Here is a 15,496-nt window from a genome sequence, read left to right as displayed (position 1 = left end):
ATTTTCTATATGTTTAAAGAAGCCATTTATCATAGGCCGAAAGATAATTATGCATACGCTTATGATGAACAAACAATTCACATCCGAGTACGTACTAAGAGAGATGATATTCAAAGCGCCGATCTTATTTACGGTGATCCTTACGAATGGAAAGACGGGAAATGGATATCATCAAGTACACCCATGAAAAAGACGGGTTCTACTGCATTATTTGATTATTGGTCCATTTCAATCGAACCCAAATTTAAGCGCTTACGTTATGGGTTTGAATTAAAATCTGAAACAGACACTCTTATTTATACAGAGCGAGGATTCTTTTCTAACATTCCAAATGATGATGTTGGTAACTTTTTCTGTTTTCCATTTATTCATGCAGATGATGTATTCAAAGCACCATCTTGGATTAAAGACACCATTTGGTATCAGATTTTCCCTGAGCGATTCGCTAATGGCGATAGTACGCTGAATCCAGAAAACACCCTTCCTTGGGGAAGTGCGAATCCAACTCCAACTAATTTTTTCGGCGGAGATTTTGCTGGTGTTATTCAAAACCTTGATTACCTTGTTAAGCTTGGCATTTCCGGAATATATTTCACACCTATTTTCAAAGCTCATTCAAACCATAAATATGACACAATTGACTATATGGAAATTGATCCACAATTTGGGACGAAAGAAACTTTCAAAGAGCTCGTTGAAGAATGTCATAAGCACGGTATAAAAGTAATGCTCGATGCTGTGTTTAATCATAGTGGATACTTTTTCGAGAAATTTCAAGACGTACTAGAGAACGGTGAGAAGTCCGCATATAAAGAGTGGTTCCACATTCATGAATTCCCAATTATAACCGAGCCACTTCCAAATTATGATACTTTCGCCTTTACACCGTATATGCCTAAATTAAATACAGCTCATCCAGATGTAAAAGAATACTTACTTGAAGTAGGACGTTATTGGGTACGAGAATTTAATATAGATGGCTGGCGCCTTGATGTCGCAAATGAAGTCGATCACAATTTTTGGAGAGAATTCCGAACTGAAATAAAGACATTAAATCCTGAAGTATATATTTTGGGAGAAATTTGGCACGATGCCCTTCCATGGCTACAAGGCGATCAATTTGATGCTGTCATGAGCTACCCTGTTACAAACGCTCTACTTTCTTACTTTGCTAACGATTCCATTAAAGCAAGTGAGTTCATGAAGCAAATTACAGAATCTCTACATTCCTACTCTATGAATGTAAATGAAGCAGCCTTTCATTTATTAGATAGCCATGATACTCCAAGAATTTTAACAACATGCAACGGAGATAAAAATAAGTTGAAATTGCTCTATGTATTCCATCTTTCTTTCATCGGTTCTCCATGCATTTATTACGGAGATGAAATCGGCATGGATGGTGGTATGGACCCCGATTGCCGTAAATGTATGATTTGGGATACTAAAGAACAAGATCATGCATTATTTACACATATACAAACATTGATTTCATTACGAAAACAACATGAAGCTTTTGGAGGACATGGTACTTTTCAATTCATCGAAGCAAATGATGAACATAATTATATTTCTTATACGAAAACATATGAGGATGAAACTATCTTTTTCGTTTTAAACCCTACTAATAGTGAAGTTACAGTTTCACTCCCTCTTCATGTTACTGGTAAGAAAATAATTAACATTTATACAAATGAAGAATTTTCAGCGGAAGCAAGTGTATTACAAGTTACACTTCCTCCATATGGATTCTCCATATTAAAATGGTAATCCAAAAAATCCTTATGCCAAGGTGGCATAAGGATTTTTCTTATTTCAATTTGAATACTATCGCTTCATACGGACGTAATGTAATGTTATCTATCGATCCGATTTCTACATCGTAATTGTGTATAAATAATTCTGATTCACTATAACTAATATCCTCAGGCATTTCAAATACACTTTCATCCGCAGTAAAGTTTGCAATAACAAGTAGTTTTTCGTCTCCATATGTTCTTACATAAGCAAAAACAGAAGGATTATTCTCTAATATTAAATCATATGATCCATATACAACTATTTCATTATTTTTGCGTAGCTCAATTAATTTCTTATAGTAATAAAAAATTGAACCTTCATCTTGGATTGCTTGTTTCACATTAATCTCTTTATAGTTAGGATTTACAGTAATCCAAGGTTCACCTGTTGTAAATCCAGCGTGATTCTGATCATCCCACTGCATCGGAGTTCTAGCATTATCACGACCCTTTATATAAATAGACTCCATTACTTTTTCTATATCTTCACCATGGTCTATCACTTTTTCTTTATACATATTTAACGTTTCAATATCTCGATATTCATCAATTGATTGGAATCGAACGTTCGTCATTCCGATTTCTTCACCTTGATAAATATATGGCGTTCCCTTCATCATATGAAGAACTGTCGCTAACATTTTTGCTGATTCAATGCGATACATTCCATCGTTACCAAAACGAGATACAACGCGAGGCTGATCATGGTTATTCCAATAAAGGCTATTCCATCCGGTATGCTCTAATGCTTTTTGCCACTTTGTCAAATTCTCTTTTAAAGTAAGAAGTGAGCATGGTTTTACATCCCACTTTCCACCTTCTCCTGAATCTAAATCCATATGTTCAAATTGGAATACCATTTGCAACTCTTTTCGTTCTTCTCCAGTATACAATTTGGCTTCTTCTGTCGTTACACCTGGCATCTCACCAACCGTCATAATATCATAATGCGATAATACTTCCTCATTCATTTCATGCAAATATTTATGAATGTTTGGACCGTTCATAAAATGTTTATGACCTGAAACATAGCCATCTTCATCTGTTTCAACAGTTGGTAATCCTTCTTCTTTAGAAATAAAATTGATCACATCCATGCGGAATCCATCAATTCCTTTTTCTAACCAAAACTTCATCATCTCATAAACATCTTGTCTTACCTTTTCATTATCCCAGTTTAAATCCGGCTGTTTTTTAGAAAACAGATGTAAATAATATTCATCCGTCATTTCATCGTACTTCCATGCAGACCCACTAAAAGCAGCTCCCCAGTTGTTCGGTTCTTTCCCTTCTTTTCCAGGACGCCATATATAGTAATCTCTATATTTATTATCTTTTGATTTACGTGATTCAATAAACCACTTATGTTCATCAGATGTATGATTAACAACTAAATCCATCATCAATTTCATATTACGTTCATGCATTTCATGTAATAGCTCATCCCAATCTTCCATTGTTCCGAACTCGTTCATAATCTTACAATAATCGCTTATATCATAACCATTATCATCATTTGGAGATTCATAGACTGGTGATAACCAAATCACATCAATCCCTAACTCTTTTAAATAATCTAGCTTTGAAATAATCCCTTGAAGATCTCCTATACCATCACCGTTACTATCCATAAAGCTACGAGGATAAATTTGATATACTACGCTTTCTTTCCACCATTGTTTTTCCATTATGCTACCCCATTTCATTCATAATTCATTTTTCTCTTTTTTAAGGCGCAAACGTTTTCATTAATGAATGATAACAGATTCTATCTCAATTTAAAATAGCGCTTACAATTTTTATTGTTCTTTTTCTAAGAAAACATACGAAAATTACTAATAACTCTTCAATAAATGAAAACGTTTTATTTTTTTATTTATTTTTTGAATCTATTCGTTTATAATGAACTCAAAGAAAACGTTTGCATAATTATTTCTAGGGGGAAATACCATGGCAGAACTTAAATTAGAAAATATTTATAAGATATATGATAATAACGTAACAGCTGTAACCGATTTTAATTTACACATTCAAGATAAAGAATTTATCGTATTTGTCGGTCCTTCTGGATGCGGAAAATCTACAACATTACGAATGGTAGCTGGACTCGAAGATATTTCAAAAGGCGAGTTTTCAATTGATGGTAAACTAATGAATGATGTTCCTCCAAAAGATCGAGATATCGCAATGGTCTTCCAAAACTACGCTCTTTATCCACATATGAGTGTATATGATAATATGGCATTTGGATTAAAACTTCGAAAAATACCAAAAGATGAAATCGATCGTCGTGTGAAAGATGCAGCAAAAATTTTAGGGCTTGAACAATATTTAGATAGAAAACCGAAAGCATTATCAGGTGGACAACGCCAACGTGTTGCGTTAGGTAGAGCAATCGTTCGAGATGCAAAAGTTTTCTTAATGGATGAACCATTATCAAACTTAGATGCTAAACTCCGTGTTGCAATGCGCTCAGAAATTTCTAAGCTACATCATCGCCTTGGAACAACAACAATTTATGTAACACATGACCAAACAGAAGCAATGACTATGGCTTCGCGTCTTGTCGTTATGAAGGATGGAAAGATTCAACAAATTGGAACTCCAAAAGAAGTATATGAAACACCAGAAAACATTTTCGTGGGTGGATTTATCGGGTCACCAGCGATGAACTTCTTTCGTGGTAAATTGACTGAAACCGATTTCGTTATAGACAATACCATAAAAATCAAAGTATCTGAAGGAAAAATGAAGATGCTACGTGAACAAGGCTATGTAAATAAGGAAATTGTTTTAGGTATTCGCCCGGAGGACATTCATGATGAACTACTATTTTTAGAAGCTTCACAATCTACTACTTTCACAACAAAAATTGAAGTTGCTGAATTGTTAGGTGCTGAATCTATTTTATATATGAAACTTGGAAATCAAGATTTTGCAGCACGTGTTGATGCACGACATATATTCTCACCTGAAGATCAAATTAAATTGGCATTTGATTTAAATAAAGCGCATTTCTTTGACAGCCAAACAGAACAACGTATTCGCTAAAGAAATTTCCTTCTATATAACATACAAAAAAACCGTCCACATATATTGAGGGCGGTTTTCATTATTATACTAGGGCTTCTACTGTATGAAATGATTGTCCTTTCGTGCTAATAATACCGAAAATCGGTAAATCACTAAGCACCACTTCTTCTTGCTGTTTCATAAAAGATGACGTTAATTGTTTTATCTCTATCCAAACGTCATTAATACAAAGTACATTGGAATCGTTCTCTTGTTGGCGAGAAAAAATAGAATCTATTTTATATAAACCACCATTTTGAAAAAGCATATCAATGCGACTGAATGCATTCAAAGTAATGCTAATAACGCGTTGCCAATCTCCTTGCTTTCCCATATCATAGGATACAAAAAGTGCCTCTCCGCCTAGATTCATAATTTCCTCCACTGTTGCTTGTCCACTCTCTTGATCAATGTCCGTCACAATAACTTTTGCGCCTTGTTTAGCCAACAAAAGAGCTGTATTACGTCCAATACCGATGCCACCGCCAGTTACGATAGCAACTTTTCCTGCAAGCTTCATTTTCATTACCCCTTCTATAAGTCTTACCGTCATTCAGTATACTCCTTTATAAGATTAATCTGCAAGCAAGAAAAATTGCTCATTCGTTTGTAAGCGATTACTTTTTTACTCCTTCTTTTTTCCTACTATTACGCTGATCGAAAACTAAACCGATGAAAATTAAAATCCCCCAAAAGATTACACTACCTCCAGTCATTTCAATTTCCCCCTTATTATATAAAGATATTATTTTAATCATTATAACATTTTCTTAATTTTCAATCTATTAAAACCCAAAATGATATTATTACATAAATTGTAGTATAACAAAAAAGACCTTCTTATTTTATGTATAAAAAGGTCTTTTTTCATTATACAAGACTTATTACTTTCGTCTTTGTAATTAAGTCCTGAAAACCGCAATTGTCTTTGCGGAACAACATCATATATACGTTACATATTAATGGAATTCCTAATAGCAATACGTTCGGCAATAACAATACAAAAAATCTTATAATTAATGTTTGCAACGTTAGCTTTTCACTCTTCAATGAAATTAATTTTATTCTCGTTACCTTTTTTCCAAGTGTAACACCGTTCCAAATAAAGGGTAACACAATAAAATATATCGCCATTAATATGAAAACTACTGCGAAATCATATCTAAAATCACCTAAACTTATATTAAAGCGCTTAAACATAGCACTATAGTTTCCGGTCATAATAGCTACTACTGCACCATACATAACCGAGATTAAAAACATGTCAATTAGGGAAGCACCTATGCGATTCATTACAAGCGCTGGACGATGCATCTTTAACTTCATTTTATGTCGACTCCTTCATATCCTTCTTTACCCGTCTCATCGTACCACTTCTAAAAAACATTGTAAACTAGCGTTTCTCTTACTTTTCTTGTACAATTTGTTACAATAGCATTATAAAGGAGGTTCCCATATTGAAAAAATGGATAATCCTATTCGTCGCCTTCCTATTAACTGGTTGTACAGGAAACACAAGTCACTTAACTTATACGGTTAACGATGAATACGAGCTCATACGTACTTCTGGAAATGCATTTGAACTTTTCCCCTCGCAAGATGCTGTATATGCCACACAATACATCCCTGCAAAAATTACAGACATTGCTTGGGATGATAAATACATTATTGCAAAACAAACTGAGGAAAAATCAGATCCAAATAACCCTGACGCAGCAATTGCAAATAAAAAAAGTGAACATTATTGGATTATTGACGTAAAGCACAATAAACGTTTCGGTCCCTATAATGAAAAGCAATTTAATAAACAAAAAGATGCGTTTAAAATTAAGGTACCTTTTCAAAATGTAGATTCATACATAAAAGAAATAAAAAAACAGTCAGCATAATCTTTTGAGTGCTGACTGTTTTGTCTTACATTATTTTAAAAACACATTACTCCGAAAGTGAGATATTAAACGTTTGTGGCTCTTTTACAACATCTTGTGTTTCTGAATCTCCTGCAAGTAAATCATCAGTTATAAACTGAATATCCTTTACCTTGTCTTTTCCATCGTCAAGTATTAAACCAATAATCCCATCTCTTGTTTCACCAGGCTTATAGTCTTCTCTTGATACATTTTTTGTACCAACTAACGTATCTTCGTCATATAAAAAGTTTTGAGTCGCTACTTTAAAATGTTGCTTACCATTAATTATAACATCATTCATAGAGAAAAATTGCATATTTTTATTTCCGCTATTCTCCACTTTATATGTAATCTCAACGTAACGAATTGTATTACTAATCTCTGTTCCACTTAGCGATGCATATAATTCTGCATCTTCTTGGCTTACTTTATCCCCTAATCTACGTTTTACTTCTTCAGGAGTTAGTGCCGTGTATACTTTCAATGTATTTTTTGCCTTTTCACTCATCTGTGATAAAGAGATTACTTTCACATCTTGTACGTGAATTTTCATTGGCGCTACTTCAAATGTTTGATTCACAGAATGCATCTGCTCTAACATGAAAGTACCCCAGCCTGTTTCTTTCACTTTTTGTCCTACTTTTTTCAGCTCACGCCCACCATATTCTTTTGTTTCAGGAATAGATTCTTTCTTCTTCGGTTCAGCTTTCTTTTCTTCTTGATGGAAGCAACCACTTAACATAAGAAGAAAACTACATAAAACAAAAATACTTTTCCATGCTTTCATCATTTCATTTCTCCTAACGCTATCATTCATGAATATAAAATTAGTCCCTTGCTTTGTAAACTATAGAAACAATGAAAAGTCCACAAAATGAACTTGTCAGTCCAGATACTATTATACCTCCAATTTGGAAAATATGAAAATAGGGATCTAGGAACACATACACGATAAATATAATAGTTGCCACAACAATTACTGAAATCCAATACTTTCTTTTTTCCGAAGCTAAAATAAAGTCTTTACCCATTTCATTTCTATGCTTCCATAAAACGTATGCTAATAATAGAAAACCAATACATGTACTTCCATGTTGCATATATTTATAAACAGAGATACCGTACCATTCTCTTTGCAATAATGGTATTTTCATAACAAAATAGCCTGTCTTATGAGTGAATGCATCCCAAACAACATGCGTTAACATACCGAATAATGCTGAATAACAAAATACAAAAAGATCCTTCCATGTATGAAGACCCCACCCCTTGTCTACTGCATATGTATAGTAGCCAGCAAATGGCTTAGGTAAATGTGTTATAAAAGACTTTTTTAAAATGTAATGATATATGTATGCTAATAAGAAGACAAGTGGTAAATTTAAATATAAGAACCCCAGCCACGTATGCCCAATTACACCATACGGTCTAAAGTGTAAGAAATATTCAAAGTCAGGCGACATACTACCTAATATAAGAGCCGTTACTGAAATATGTTTAGAATGCTTTTTCGTAAAAGGGAGAACTGCTACTGGATGTGCAAATGTAAACGGCATACTTTAACTCCTTCTCACATTTTCAATAGAATACCATCTATCATAACGAGAGAATGGAACTTCATGCAATATTTATTTTCACATTGGAATATGATAGTTTAAATGATATAATCCACATAAATATTCAGAAAACAAGAAGGGATTCAGGTGTTATTAACACTTGTATTTGCTGCCTTTTTAGATTCAAAATCCGTTATGAATTGAGGTTTATATATTGATTGACGTACCCTTTTTACAAAATGTCACATTAAAAAAAGAAAATATCCCTAGTTTTTCCGCATATCCTTACTGCTTACCCGCTATCCGAACATTACAATCACTAGCTTTCCATCCAAATGTAACATTCATTATTGGAGAAAACGGAACGGGTAAATCAACATTACTTGAAGGAATTGCAATTGCGTTAGGTTTTAATGCAGAAGGTGGAACGAAGAATTTCCGCTTTAGCACAAACGATTCACATTCATCTTTACATGAATACCTTCGAATTTCAAAAAGTTTCAATACACCAAACGACGGTTTCTTTCTTCGCGCTGAATCATTTTATAACGTTGCTTCTTATATTGATGAAATAGATGCTATAAAATCTTACGGCGGCGTTTCACTACACGAACAATCACACGGTGAATCATTCTTTTCCTTATTTATGAATCGTTTTTCAGGACAAGGTTTATACATTTTAGATGAGCCTGAGGCAGCTCTATCACCGATGAGACAACTTTCCATGCTCATTCGAATGCACGAACTAGCTGAACAAGGTTCACAATTTGTTATTGCGACGCATTCTCCTATTTTAATGGCTTACCCTGAATCTACTATATACTCTTTAACACAAGAGGGGATTCACGAATCCACATTAGAAGAAACCGAGCATTATCAAACGACGAAACTTTTCTTTGAAAATCGCGATCGATTATTCCATCATCTATTTGAGTCATAAAAAAAGAAGCAGCAATAGCTGCTTCTTTTTTATAGTGCTTCTATAAATAAGGCAACCCCGATACCGCCACCAACGCATAAAGAGGCAATTCCTTTTTCTAAACCACGTCTTTTTAATTCGTGAATTAAACTTACTGTAATACGAGCCCCTGTACAACCAATTGGATGCCCAAGTCCTACACCACTACCGTTTACGTTCACTTTTTCACGGTCTAATCCTAACTCTTTCTCTACAGCTAAATATTGAGCCGCGAAAGCTTCATTAATTTCCAGTAAATCTGCATCTTCTAATGACCAATCTACTTTCTCTAATCCTTTTCGGATTGCTGGTGCTGGTCCAATACCCATAATTTTCGGGTCTACTCCAGCTACTGAATATCCAACAATTCTAGCTAACGGTTGTAAGCCTTTTTCTTTTGCTTTTTCTTCGCTCATTAATACTAGAACTGCACTTCCGTCATTCAGGCCAGATGCATTACCTGCAGTTACAGACCCATCTTTACGGAATGCTGGTTTTAACCCTGCTAATTTTTCCGCTGTAATATCTGCACGTGGATGCTCATCCTTCGAAAATACTACTTCTTTTCTACGTTCTTTTATTGTAATAGGAACAATTTGATCGTCAAAGTGTCCAGACTCGATTGCCTTCAGTGCCAATGTATGACTGCGAAGAGCAACTTCATCTTGTTCCTCTCTTGTAATTTCATATTGTTCAACTAAATTTTCCGCTGTTTCACCCATCATAATATGGTGAATCGGATCTTCTAACACTTCCCACACCGTATCACGAATTTCTCCGTGCTGTAGACGTTGTCCCCAGCGGTGCTGTTTCAATGCATAAGGGCTCGAACTCATCGCTTCTACTCCACCTGCAACAACAACATCACTTACACCTAATTGGATTTGCATTGCAGCTGACATAATTGCTTGCATACCTGAAGAACATTGACGTTGGATTGTATATCCCGTAACTGTGTCAGGAAATCCTGCCGCTAATGCAGCTGTTCTCGCCGTATTTGCTTCATCAGTTCTTTGAATACAATGACCTAAAATTACTTCATCAACTTCATGTGGTTCTACCCCGCCTCGTTTTACAGCTTCCTGAAGTACAGGAACAGCTAATTCTACTGGCGTTACATTTTTTAGCGCTCCTCCAAAAGTTCCAATTGGCGAACGAACTGCAGCTGTAATAACAACATTATGCATTTTGTACTTGCCCCTCTCTTATGTACCCTAGTAAGTTTTTAGGTGAAATTCCATAAGATGTATATCTATAACTATCATACTATAAACATACTAAAAAATCAAAATATTTCATATAATAAAAATAGAAGGAATTAACCTTCTATTCTGTCAGTGCATATAAAAACTTTTGCAAAATTTTCTCTGTCGTTTCATTCAATTTTGGCAACTTATCTACTGGAAAATATTGAAGTTTCAACCCTTCATGATCGAGCTTTAATTCCCCGCTCACATGATGTGCCTGATACAGATGAATGACATTGAAAATTTCATCGCCATTCGGATAACGGAAATATACTTCTTTTCCTGATAGAACACCAAGAAATTGCATTATTTTTGCAGTTAACCCCGTTTCCTCAAATAACTCTCTACGTGCCGTTTCTTCTGTCGTTTCACCCAGTTCCATCGCCCCGCCAGGTACACCCCAATCATATGTATCTGAACGATATTGAAGCAATACTTCTTGTTTATCATTTAATATAATGATTGCTGATCCTACGAGAATAAGCGGTCTTGTACCAACGACTTTTCGTAACTCTTCAATATACCCCATATGTAAATTCCCCTTTCCCTAACCTCCCTTATCATAACAAAATTTCTCTCTTTTTGTTCATGTAATTTTAAAGAAAAAAAGGAAGCTTTCGCCTCCATTTTTTCATCTTTATTTCTTAAAACTTTCATATTTTACAGCTTCAAAAGCTTCCTCAATTTCATCATTACGATAATGGACATATGTAAAACGACCCAATTCTACTAATCTTGCTATTTCCTGTAACGCTTTATGCTGCTCATATGTTTCTTTCAGCTTAATATGTACATAAAACTTCATTAAAGGATGTTCATATAAAGGTTCTCCCACCTCTACATATACATCTTCAACCCCTTGTACAACTCTTACATAACTCGCAAATTGATAAAGTGCTTCTCTGTCTGAAACGATTTTTAATGTATACATATATTCTCCCCCTTTCCTTTACTATATCAAAAAGACGACCATACCATGTTATAGAACTATGAAATTTTTTCGACTTGTCATCTATATATTCAATAAAGAAGGCGTTTATCCATACATGACATCTTTTTCCCACATATATTATAGGAAGAACTTTTTTCATTTGAGGTGTTCCTTATGGATCCATACGTCAATATATGTATTTGTATTACTCCCGGCGCCGATATTTCTGATGACCGCATCGCAAAAGATTTAGCTGTTGCAGAATCAATTTGGCACCCCATTACATTTCAAATTCAAGAAGTAATTGTATTAAATGAACTTTTCCGTTTTTTTGACCGTGAAATCAGTTATAAAAATTCCATTCAAAGTCAAGAAAAGTTGGCATCCTTTTTCCAAACATGTGTAAATGAAGCTCCTGAATGCGACCTTTATATTTGTTATATTGGCAGTGATTATTTCAAAGAAACAGCAGTAATTGCCTGCGCTTATTCTTTAGCAAAACAACAGCAACTTACTGGCTATATCGTTTTAACAAATTCGGCTGCCCCTATGAAAAATATATATACGCTCGCTCACGAAATCGGTCATATTTTATTTACAAGACGTATTCATGGAAAACTTACTCATGCAGATCCTCATTCTCCAACCGGCTCGGAGCACCACCCTTCTCCAACAAATCTTATGTATCCGATAGTCCCTCGTCCAGAAAACGTTCATATTCATTCCTTATTAACAACAGAACAAAAAGCGCTCTCTTTACAAAGCTCTTTACTACAAAGAAAAAAACAGTAACCTTCATGTTACTGTTTAAAACAACTTGTTCCAATCAACAAACCAAATCCCGGCTGCTAGAAATAAAAATAGACAACTAAATGTAATCCCTCTAAAAATCCCTATATAATATTTCTTTGGAAATAATTTTTTGCATATCCAGAGCAGCCCTTTTCCAATTAAACCGAAGAACAAAATATAACCTGATGTGTCATCTAGTAAAGTATCGAAATAGTCATCATGTACCTTTTTCGAAAAGGTAGTATATAGCCCGAAAATCGTTAAACCTAAAAATACAATAGACAATATACCTAGAAATATACTTTGCATATTTGTTCTCCTCTCAATAAAATATTCCGTTCGCTCAATATTAGTAACAAACTAGTTTACAGTTTTTTGCTCTTCATTTTTTAAAGACCATCTCATTAATACATATAAACTTCCGTACAGAAGTAAAGGCTCTAGTATTCCCCAATATGGGTTTTGCTTTCCTAATTCTTTAAATACAAACATAATTAATAGTGGTATGATAACAACTAACATTCCAATCCATCCAAGTATGTACGCTTCCCCAATTAACAATACTAATAAGACAATTCCAACTAGTATATAACTTTGTATAGTAGTTAATTGCAATACAGGTGTCCCATACCACTTATTCATAAACATTAATAATACTAGTAATAAAATTGGTAACAAAGCTGCTACATAAATAATGCTAAATTCTTTTATTTTACTCTTAAATGATGACATTTTAAAAGCAAATATTATACTTACAATAGTAATCATTAAAACAATTGGGTATCCAATCAATTGTACATTCGTTAACGTAAATTTATGATTAGGATTTTCAAATAATATATTAGTAAGTAACCAATATCCACCAATACCAATAATCATCCCTAAAATACTTTTTATACTCCCGCTTTTATCCTTCTCCATCTCTTTCGCTAATTCTTCCGCATACTCTTTTGGTGAGTCACCAAATATGTCACTTACTGTCTTTCCCTCTTTCTCGCCTTCTATTAAATGAAGTTCTGCATCTGCAAGAAAAGCGTCCACATCTTCTTCTTTAATCCCATTTGTTATTAAATATACTTTCGTATCGATTAAAAACTTTTCACCTTCTTTAGAAACCTTCATGATAATCCCCCTTTATTTAACCGTTTCTCTTCTATTCGTCTTCATCATAATTTCAAGGAAAATTAAAATAAACAAACTTCCGTATAAACATATAATTTGAAATAGCATTGGCATAAGATCTTCAGATGTAAATGTTTTAAACATTTACATAATAGAAAGCGGAATGATTAAATATAAGTTTTTAAACCATCCTTCAAAATATATATTTATAGCTACTGTGATGATAAAAATCCCACCAGCTAATATATAACTTTGGACTTCGGTGAATGTGAGCATTTTTGTAGGATATATCACATCTAATATCGTAACAGCTCCTAATAAAAACAATGGAGCAATCATAACTAAAGACCACATAGAAAACCATGTTTTTGTAAAGCTTGTGACGAAGGTCATTTTGCGAAGTAGAAAATTAGGACCCATAACAACTAAAATCAATGAAAAACTGTAACCGATACACTGAATAAGTGAAATCTGTAACATTCCATTACTCACTATTAAGATAGAAGCAATAATCCAAAAAGATACGATATTCATTACTGTAAAACCAATTTGCTTCCACGTTTCCTGTCTATCTCTTTCCATCACTTTTACAAGTTCATTTGCATATTCTTTCGGTGAGCTTCCGAAAATATCTTCTACACTCTTCCCCTCACTCTCACCTTCTATTAAATGAAGTTCTGCGTCTTCTAAAAAGTTTTCAATATCACTTTCTTTCACACTCTTTGCCGTCAAAAATAATCTCATATCTAACAAAAACTTTTGTGCTTCACTTGATAACATTATTTTCTCCTTCCCTTCCCTTCAAGTAAACGTTCTACACTACTTTGCATCGCTTCCCAGCGATCCATAAATTCATCAAGTGCTTCCTCGCCTTTTTCTGTTAATGTGTAATATTTTCTCTTTGGACCAGATGGAGATTCCTTCATTACGCTTGTTATTAATCCTTCTTTTTGCATTCGTATTAATAACGGATAAATACTTCCCTCACTCGCCATTGTAAAACCATACTTTGCTAGCTTCTCACTCATTTCATAACCGTATATTTCGCCTTCAGAAATAATAGCAAGTAAGCATCCTTCTAAGATCCCTTTCAGCATTTGACTTGTCGACATAATTCAAATCCTCCTACTATCTTGTTTTACAAGATAGATAAGCGTAAGTATCTTGCTTTACAAAATAGTATAGCAAAGACTATTTTGCAAAACAAGATAGCTAGCGATATTTTTTCCAAATGTTTGCAGGAATTTCATTATAACCTCTCTAAATAGAGCACTATGAAAACTTTATTATGAAGGGATGTTTTTCATCATGGTTACAAATCGAGTTGTCTTTTTAACAGGTGCTGCGAGTGGTATTGGATATGAAGTGGGAAGTACTTTTGCAAAAGAAGGTGCAAAAGTTGTGATTACTGATCGCCTTGAAGAACGTGCGAAAGAAGCTGCTGAACAATTACAAAATGAAGGTTTTCAAGCTATCGGTTTAAAATGTGACGTTACATCTGAAGAGGAAATTACAGCAGCAATTTCTCAAACAGTTGATCATTTCGGTTCATTAGATATATTAATTAACAACGCAGGAATGCAACACGTTTCACCCATTGAAGACTTTCCAACTGAAAAGTTCGAGCTGCTAATTCAAATTATGCAAATTGCTCCGTTTATCGCAATTAAGCATGCCTTTCCGATTATGAAACAACAAAAATATGGTCGTATTATTAATGTCGCTTCTATTAACGGCCTGGTCGGGTTTGCTGGAAAAGCTGCCTATAATAGTGCAAAACATGGCGTAATTGGATTAACAAAAGTTGCCGCTTTAGAAGGTGCTACGCATGGTATTACTGTTAATGCCCTTTGCCCTGGTTATGTCGATACCCCTCTTGTACGTAATCAACTACAAGACTTAGCTACTACACGAAATGTACCACTTGAAAATGTTTTAGAAGATGTCATTTATCCACTTGTACCACAGAAGCGTTTGCTACAAGTACAAGAAATCGCTGATTATGCTATGTTTTTAGCGAGTGAAAAAGCGAAAGGTATAACTGGTCAAGCTGTCGTTATCGATGGTGGCTATACTGCTCAATAAAAAATAAAGTTTGCTCAAGAAGAG

18 protein-coding genes and 1 pseudogene are annotated in these 15,496 nt (G+C 34.3%); 6 read left to right on the top strand and 13 right to left on the bottom strand.

Features of this window, described 5'->3' with window-relative positions; genetic code table 11:
* The first annotated feature begins 9 nt into the window (after positions 1 to 9).
* The gene (locus ASE54_RS06410) at positions 10 to 1,770 is read left to right on the top strand and encodes an alpha-glycosidase (RefSeq protein WP_000471784.1); all 1,761 of its coding nucleotides are present in this window, start codon (positions 10 to 12) and stop codon (positions 1,768 to 1,770) included.
* Positions 1,771 to 1,810: 40 nt separating this feature from the next.
* Here the strand turns inward: ASE54_RS06410 and malL are convergent, their stop codons facing one another.
* Positions 1,811 to 3,487: an oligo-1,6-glucosidase gene (gene malL / locus ASE54_RS06405; protein ID WP_000415168.1), complete on the bottom strand. Its 1,677-nt coding sequence runs from the start codon at positions 3,485 to 3,487 to the stop codon at positions 1,811 to 1,813.
* A gap of 262 nt (positions 3,488 to 3,749) precedes the next feature.
* On the opposite strand from malL, the gene ugpC reads away from it, so the two are divergent.
* A complete protein-coding gene (gene ugpC, locus ASE54_RS06400; protein WP_000818933.1) occupies positions 3,750 to 4,850 on the top strand; it encodes a sn-glycerol-3-phosphate ABC transporter ATP-binding protein UgpC in 1,101 nt (366 codons plus the stop codon).
* 64 nt (positions 4,851 to 4,914) lie between these two features.
* Here the strand turns inward: ugpC and ASE54_RS06395 are convergent, their stop codons facing one another.
* The 3 genes from ASE54_RS06395 to ASE54_RS06385 all read right to left on the bottom strand — a co-directional run bounded on the left by ASE54_RS06395 (position 4,915) and on the right by ASE54_RS06385 (position 6,197).
* The gene (locus tag ASE54_RS06395; protein WP_000218411.1) at positions 4,915 to 5,424 is read right to left on the bottom strand and encodes an SDR family NAD(P)-dependent oxidoreductase; all 510 of its coding nucleotides are present in this window, start codon (positions 5,422 to 5,424) and stop codon (positions 4,915 to 4,917) included.
* Positions 5,425 to 5,488: 64 nt separating this feature from the next.
* On the bottom strand, positions 5,489 to 5,587 hold the full coding sequence (locus ASE54_RS06390) for a hypothetical protein (protein WP_000145659.1): 99 nt from the start codon (positions 5,585 to 5,587) through the stop codon (positions 5,489 to 5,491).
* A gap of 154 nt (positions 5,588 to 5,741) precedes the next feature.
* Complete coding sequence (locus ASE54_RS06385; RefSeq protein WP_000769078.1) at positions 5,742 to 6,197, bottom strand: RDD family protein; 456 nt, start codon at positions 6,195 to 6,197, stop codon at positions 5,742 to 5,744.
* Positions 6,198 to 6,328: 131 nt separating this feature from the next.
* Here ASE54_RS06385 and ASE54_RS06380 point away from each other — a divergent pair, with 131 nt between their 5' ends.
* Positions 6,329 to 6,760: a DUF3997 domain-containing protein gene (locus tag ASE54_RS06380; RefSeq protein WP_000758794.1), complete on the top strand. Its 432-nt coding sequence runs from the start codon at positions 6,329 to 6,331 to the stop codon at positions 6,758 to 6,760.
* 46 nt (positions 6,761 to 6,806) lie between these two features.
* Here ASE54_RS06380 and ASE54_RS06375 read toward each other — a convergent pair whose 3' ends face one another.
* Positions 6,807 to 7,571 carry a hypothetical protein gene (locus tag ASE54_RS06375; RefSeq protein WP_000973902.1) on the bottom strand — a complete coding sequence of 255 codons (765 nt, stop codon included), beginning with the start codon at positions 7,569 to 7,571 and terminating at the stop codon, positions 6,807 to 6,809.
* Positions 7,572 to 7,608: 37 nt separating this feature from the next.
* The gene (locus ASE54_RS06370; RefSeq protein WP_001116898.1) at positions 7,609 to 8,337 is read right to left on the bottom strand and encodes a DUF4184 family protein; all 729 of its coding nucleotides are present in this window, start codon (positions 8,335 to 8,337) and stop codon (positions 7,609 to 7,611) included.
* 214 nt (positions 8,338 to 8,551) lie between these two features.
* Between ASE54_RS06370 and ASE54_RS06365 the strand changes: the two genes are divergently transcribed.
* Positions 8,552 to 9,277 (top strand): AAA family ATPase, encoded by a 726-nt coding sequence (locus ASE54_RS06365; protein WP_000568001.1) that lies wholly within the window; start codon positions 8,552 to 8,554, stop codon positions 9,275 to 9,277.
* A gap of 29 nt (positions 9,278 to 9,306) precedes the next feature.
* Here the strand turns inward: ASE54_RS06365 and ASE54_RS06360 are convergent, their stop codons facing one another.
* The 3 genes from ASE54_RS06360 to ASE54_RS06350 form a co-directional block, all read right to left on the bottom strand.
* Positions 9,307 to 10,482 carry an acetyl-CoA C-acetyltransferase gene (locus ASE54_RS06360; protein WP_000552075.1) on the bottom strand — a complete coding sequence of 392 codons (1,176 nt, stop codon included), beginning with the start codon at positions 10,480 to 10,482 and terminating at the stop codon, positions 9,307 to 9,309.
* A 139-nt stretch (positions 10,483 to 10,621) separates the two neighbouring features.
* Positions 10,622 to 11,071, bottom strand: coding sequence for an NUDIX hydrolase (locus ASE54_RS06355; RefSeq protein WP_002005651.1), 450 nt, complete (start codon positions 11,069 to 11,071; stop codon positions 10,622 to 10,624).
* 108 nt (positions 11,072 to 11,179) lie between these two features.
* Positions 11,180 to 11,473, bottom strand: a complete 294-nt coding sequence (locus ASE54_RS06350; protein WP_000288330.1) for a DUF3928 family protein — start codon at positions 11,471 to 11,473, stop codon at positions 11,180 to 11,182.
* 174 nt (positions 11,474 to 11,647) lie between these two features.
* Here ASE54_RS06350 and ASE54_RS06345 point away from each other — a divergent pair, with 174 nt between their 5' ends.
* On the top strand, positions 11,648 to 12,265 hold the full coding sequence (locus ASE54_RS06345) for a hypothetical protein (protein ID WP_000371606.1): 618 nt from the start codon (positions 11,648 to 11,650) through the stop codon (positions 12,263 to 12,265).
* A gap of 15 nt (positions 12,266 to 12,280) precedes the next feature.
* On the opposite strand, the gene ASE54_RS06340 is transcribed toward ASE54_RS06345, so the two are convergent.
* The 4 genes and pseudogenes from ASE54_RS06340 to ASE54_RS06325 all read right to left on the bottom strand — a co-directional run bounded on the left by ASE54_RS06340 (position 12,281) and on the right by ASE54_RS06325 (position 14,499).
* On the bottom strand, positions 12,281 to 12,574 hold the full coding sequence (locus tag ASE54_RS06340) for a hypothetical protein (protein ID WP_001190642.1): 294 nt from the start codon (positions 12,572 to 12,574) through the stop codon (positions 12,281 to 12,283).
* Positions 12,575 to 12,625: 51 nt separating this feature from the next.
* Positions 12,626 to 13,387, bottom strand: a complete 762-nt coding sequence (locus tag ASE54_RS06335) for a DUF1129 domain-containing protein (protein ID WP_000868635.1) — start codon at positions 13,385 to 13,387, stop codon at positions 12,626 to 12,628.
* Positions 13,388 to 13,399: 12 nt separating this feature from the next.
* A pseudogene (locus tag ASE54_RS06330) lies at positions 13,400 to 14,167 on the bottom strand (DUF1129 domain-containing protein).
* On the bottom strand, positions 14,167 to 14,499 hold the full coding sequence (locus ASE54_RS06325) for a PadR family transcriptional regulator (RefSeq protein ID WP_000107977.1): 333 nt from the start codon (positions 14,497 to 14,499) through the stop codon (positions 14,167 to 14,169). The pseudogene ASE54_RS06330 and the gene ASE54_RS06325 overlap by 1 nt, the downstream one beginning before the upstream one ends.
* Before the next feature lie 196 nt (positions 14,500 to 14,695).
* Here ASE54_RS06325 and ASE54_RS06320 point away from each other — a divergent pair, with 196 nt between their 5' ends.
* Positions 14,696 to 15,472: a 3-hydroxybutyrate dehydrogenase gene (locus tag ASE54_RS06320; protein ID WP_000258453.1), complete on the top strand. Its 777-nt coding sequence runs from the start codon at positions 14,696 to 14,698 to the stop codon at positions 15,470 to 15,472.
* The last annotated feature ends 24 nt before the right edge of the window (positions 15,473 to 15,496 follow it).

The organism is Bacillus sp. Root131 (genome assembly GCF_001429475.1).
Classification (GTDB): Bacteria; Bacillota; Bacilli; order Bacillales; family Bacillaceae_G; genus Bacillus_A; species Bacillus_A thuringiensis_S.
This window is presented reverse-complemented; position numbering and strand designations above follow the sequence as displayed.

What these genes read in the sequence shown, in the direction of transcription:
- ASE54_RS06375 (WP_000973902.1), bottom strand. Translation starts at nt 7,571, where the DNA reads ATGATGAAAGCATGGAAAAGTATTTTTGTTTTATGTAGTTTTCTTCTT.
- ASE54_RS06385 (WP_000769078.1), bottom strand. Translation starts at nt 6,197, where the DNA reads ATGAAGTTAAAGATGCATCGTCCAGCGCTTGTAATGAATCGCATAGGT.
- ASE54_RS06410 (WP_000471784.1), top strand. Translation starts at nt 10, where the DNA reads ATGTTTAAAGAAGCCATTTATCATAGGCCGAAAGATAATTATGCATAC.
- ASE54_RS06390 (WP_000145659.1), bottom strand. Translation starts at nt 5,587, where the DNA reads ATGACTGGAGGTAGTGTAATCTTTTGGGGGATTTTAATTTTCATCGGT.
- malL (WP_000415168.1), bottom strand. Translation starts at nt 3,487, where the DNA reads ATGGAAAAACAATGGTGGAAAGAAAGCGTAGTATATCAAATTTATCCT.
- ASE54_RS06395 (WP_000218411.1), bottom strand. Translation starts at nt 5,424, where the DNA reads ATGACGGTAAGACTTATAGAAGGGGTAATGAAAATGAAGCTTGCAGGA.
- ASE54_RS06350 (WP_000288330.1), bottom strand. Translation starts at nt 11,473, where the DNA reads ATGTATACATTAAAAATCGTTTCAGACAGAGAAGCACTTTATCAATTT.
- ASE54_RS06335 (WP_000868635.1), bottom strand. Translation starts at nt 13,387, where the DNA reads ATGAAGGTTTCTAAAGAAGGTGAAAAGTTTTTAATCGATACGAAAGTA.
- ASE54_RS06370 (WP_001116898.1), bottom strand. Translation starts at nt 8,337, where the DNA reads ATGCCGTTTACATTTGCACATCCAGTAGCAGTTCTCCCTTTTACGAAA.
- ASE54_RS06355 (WP_002005651.1), bottom strand. Translation starts at nt 11,071, where the DNA reads ATGGGGTATATTGAAGAGTTACGAAAAGTCGTTGGTACAAGACCGCTT.
- ugpC (WP_000818933.1), top strand. Translation starts at nt 3,750, where the DNA reads ATGGCAGAACTTAAATTAGAAAATATTTATAAGATATATGATAATAAC.
- ASE54_RS06320 (WP_000258453.1), top strand. Translation starts at nt 14,696, where the DNA reads ATGGTTACAAATCGAGTTGTCTTTTTAACAGGTGCTGCGAGTGGTATT.
- ASE54_RS06345 (WP_000371606.1), top strand. Translation starts at nt 11,648, where the DNA reads ATGGATCCATACGTCAATATATGTATTTGTATTACTCCCGGCGCCGAT.
- ASE54_RS06340 (WP_001190642.1), bottom strand. Translation starts at nt 12,574, where the DNA reads ATGCAAAGTATATTTCTAGGTATATTGTCTATTGTATTTTTAGGTTTA.
- ASE54_RS06360 (WP_000552075.1), bottom strand. Translation starts at nt 10,482, where the DNA reads ATGCATAATGTTGTTATTACAGCTGCAGTTCGTTCGCCAATTGGAACT.
- ASE54_RS06325 (WP_000107977.1), bottom strand. Translation starts at nt 14,499, where the DNA reads ATGTCGACAAGTCAAATGCTGAAAGGGATCTTAGAAGGATGCTTACTT.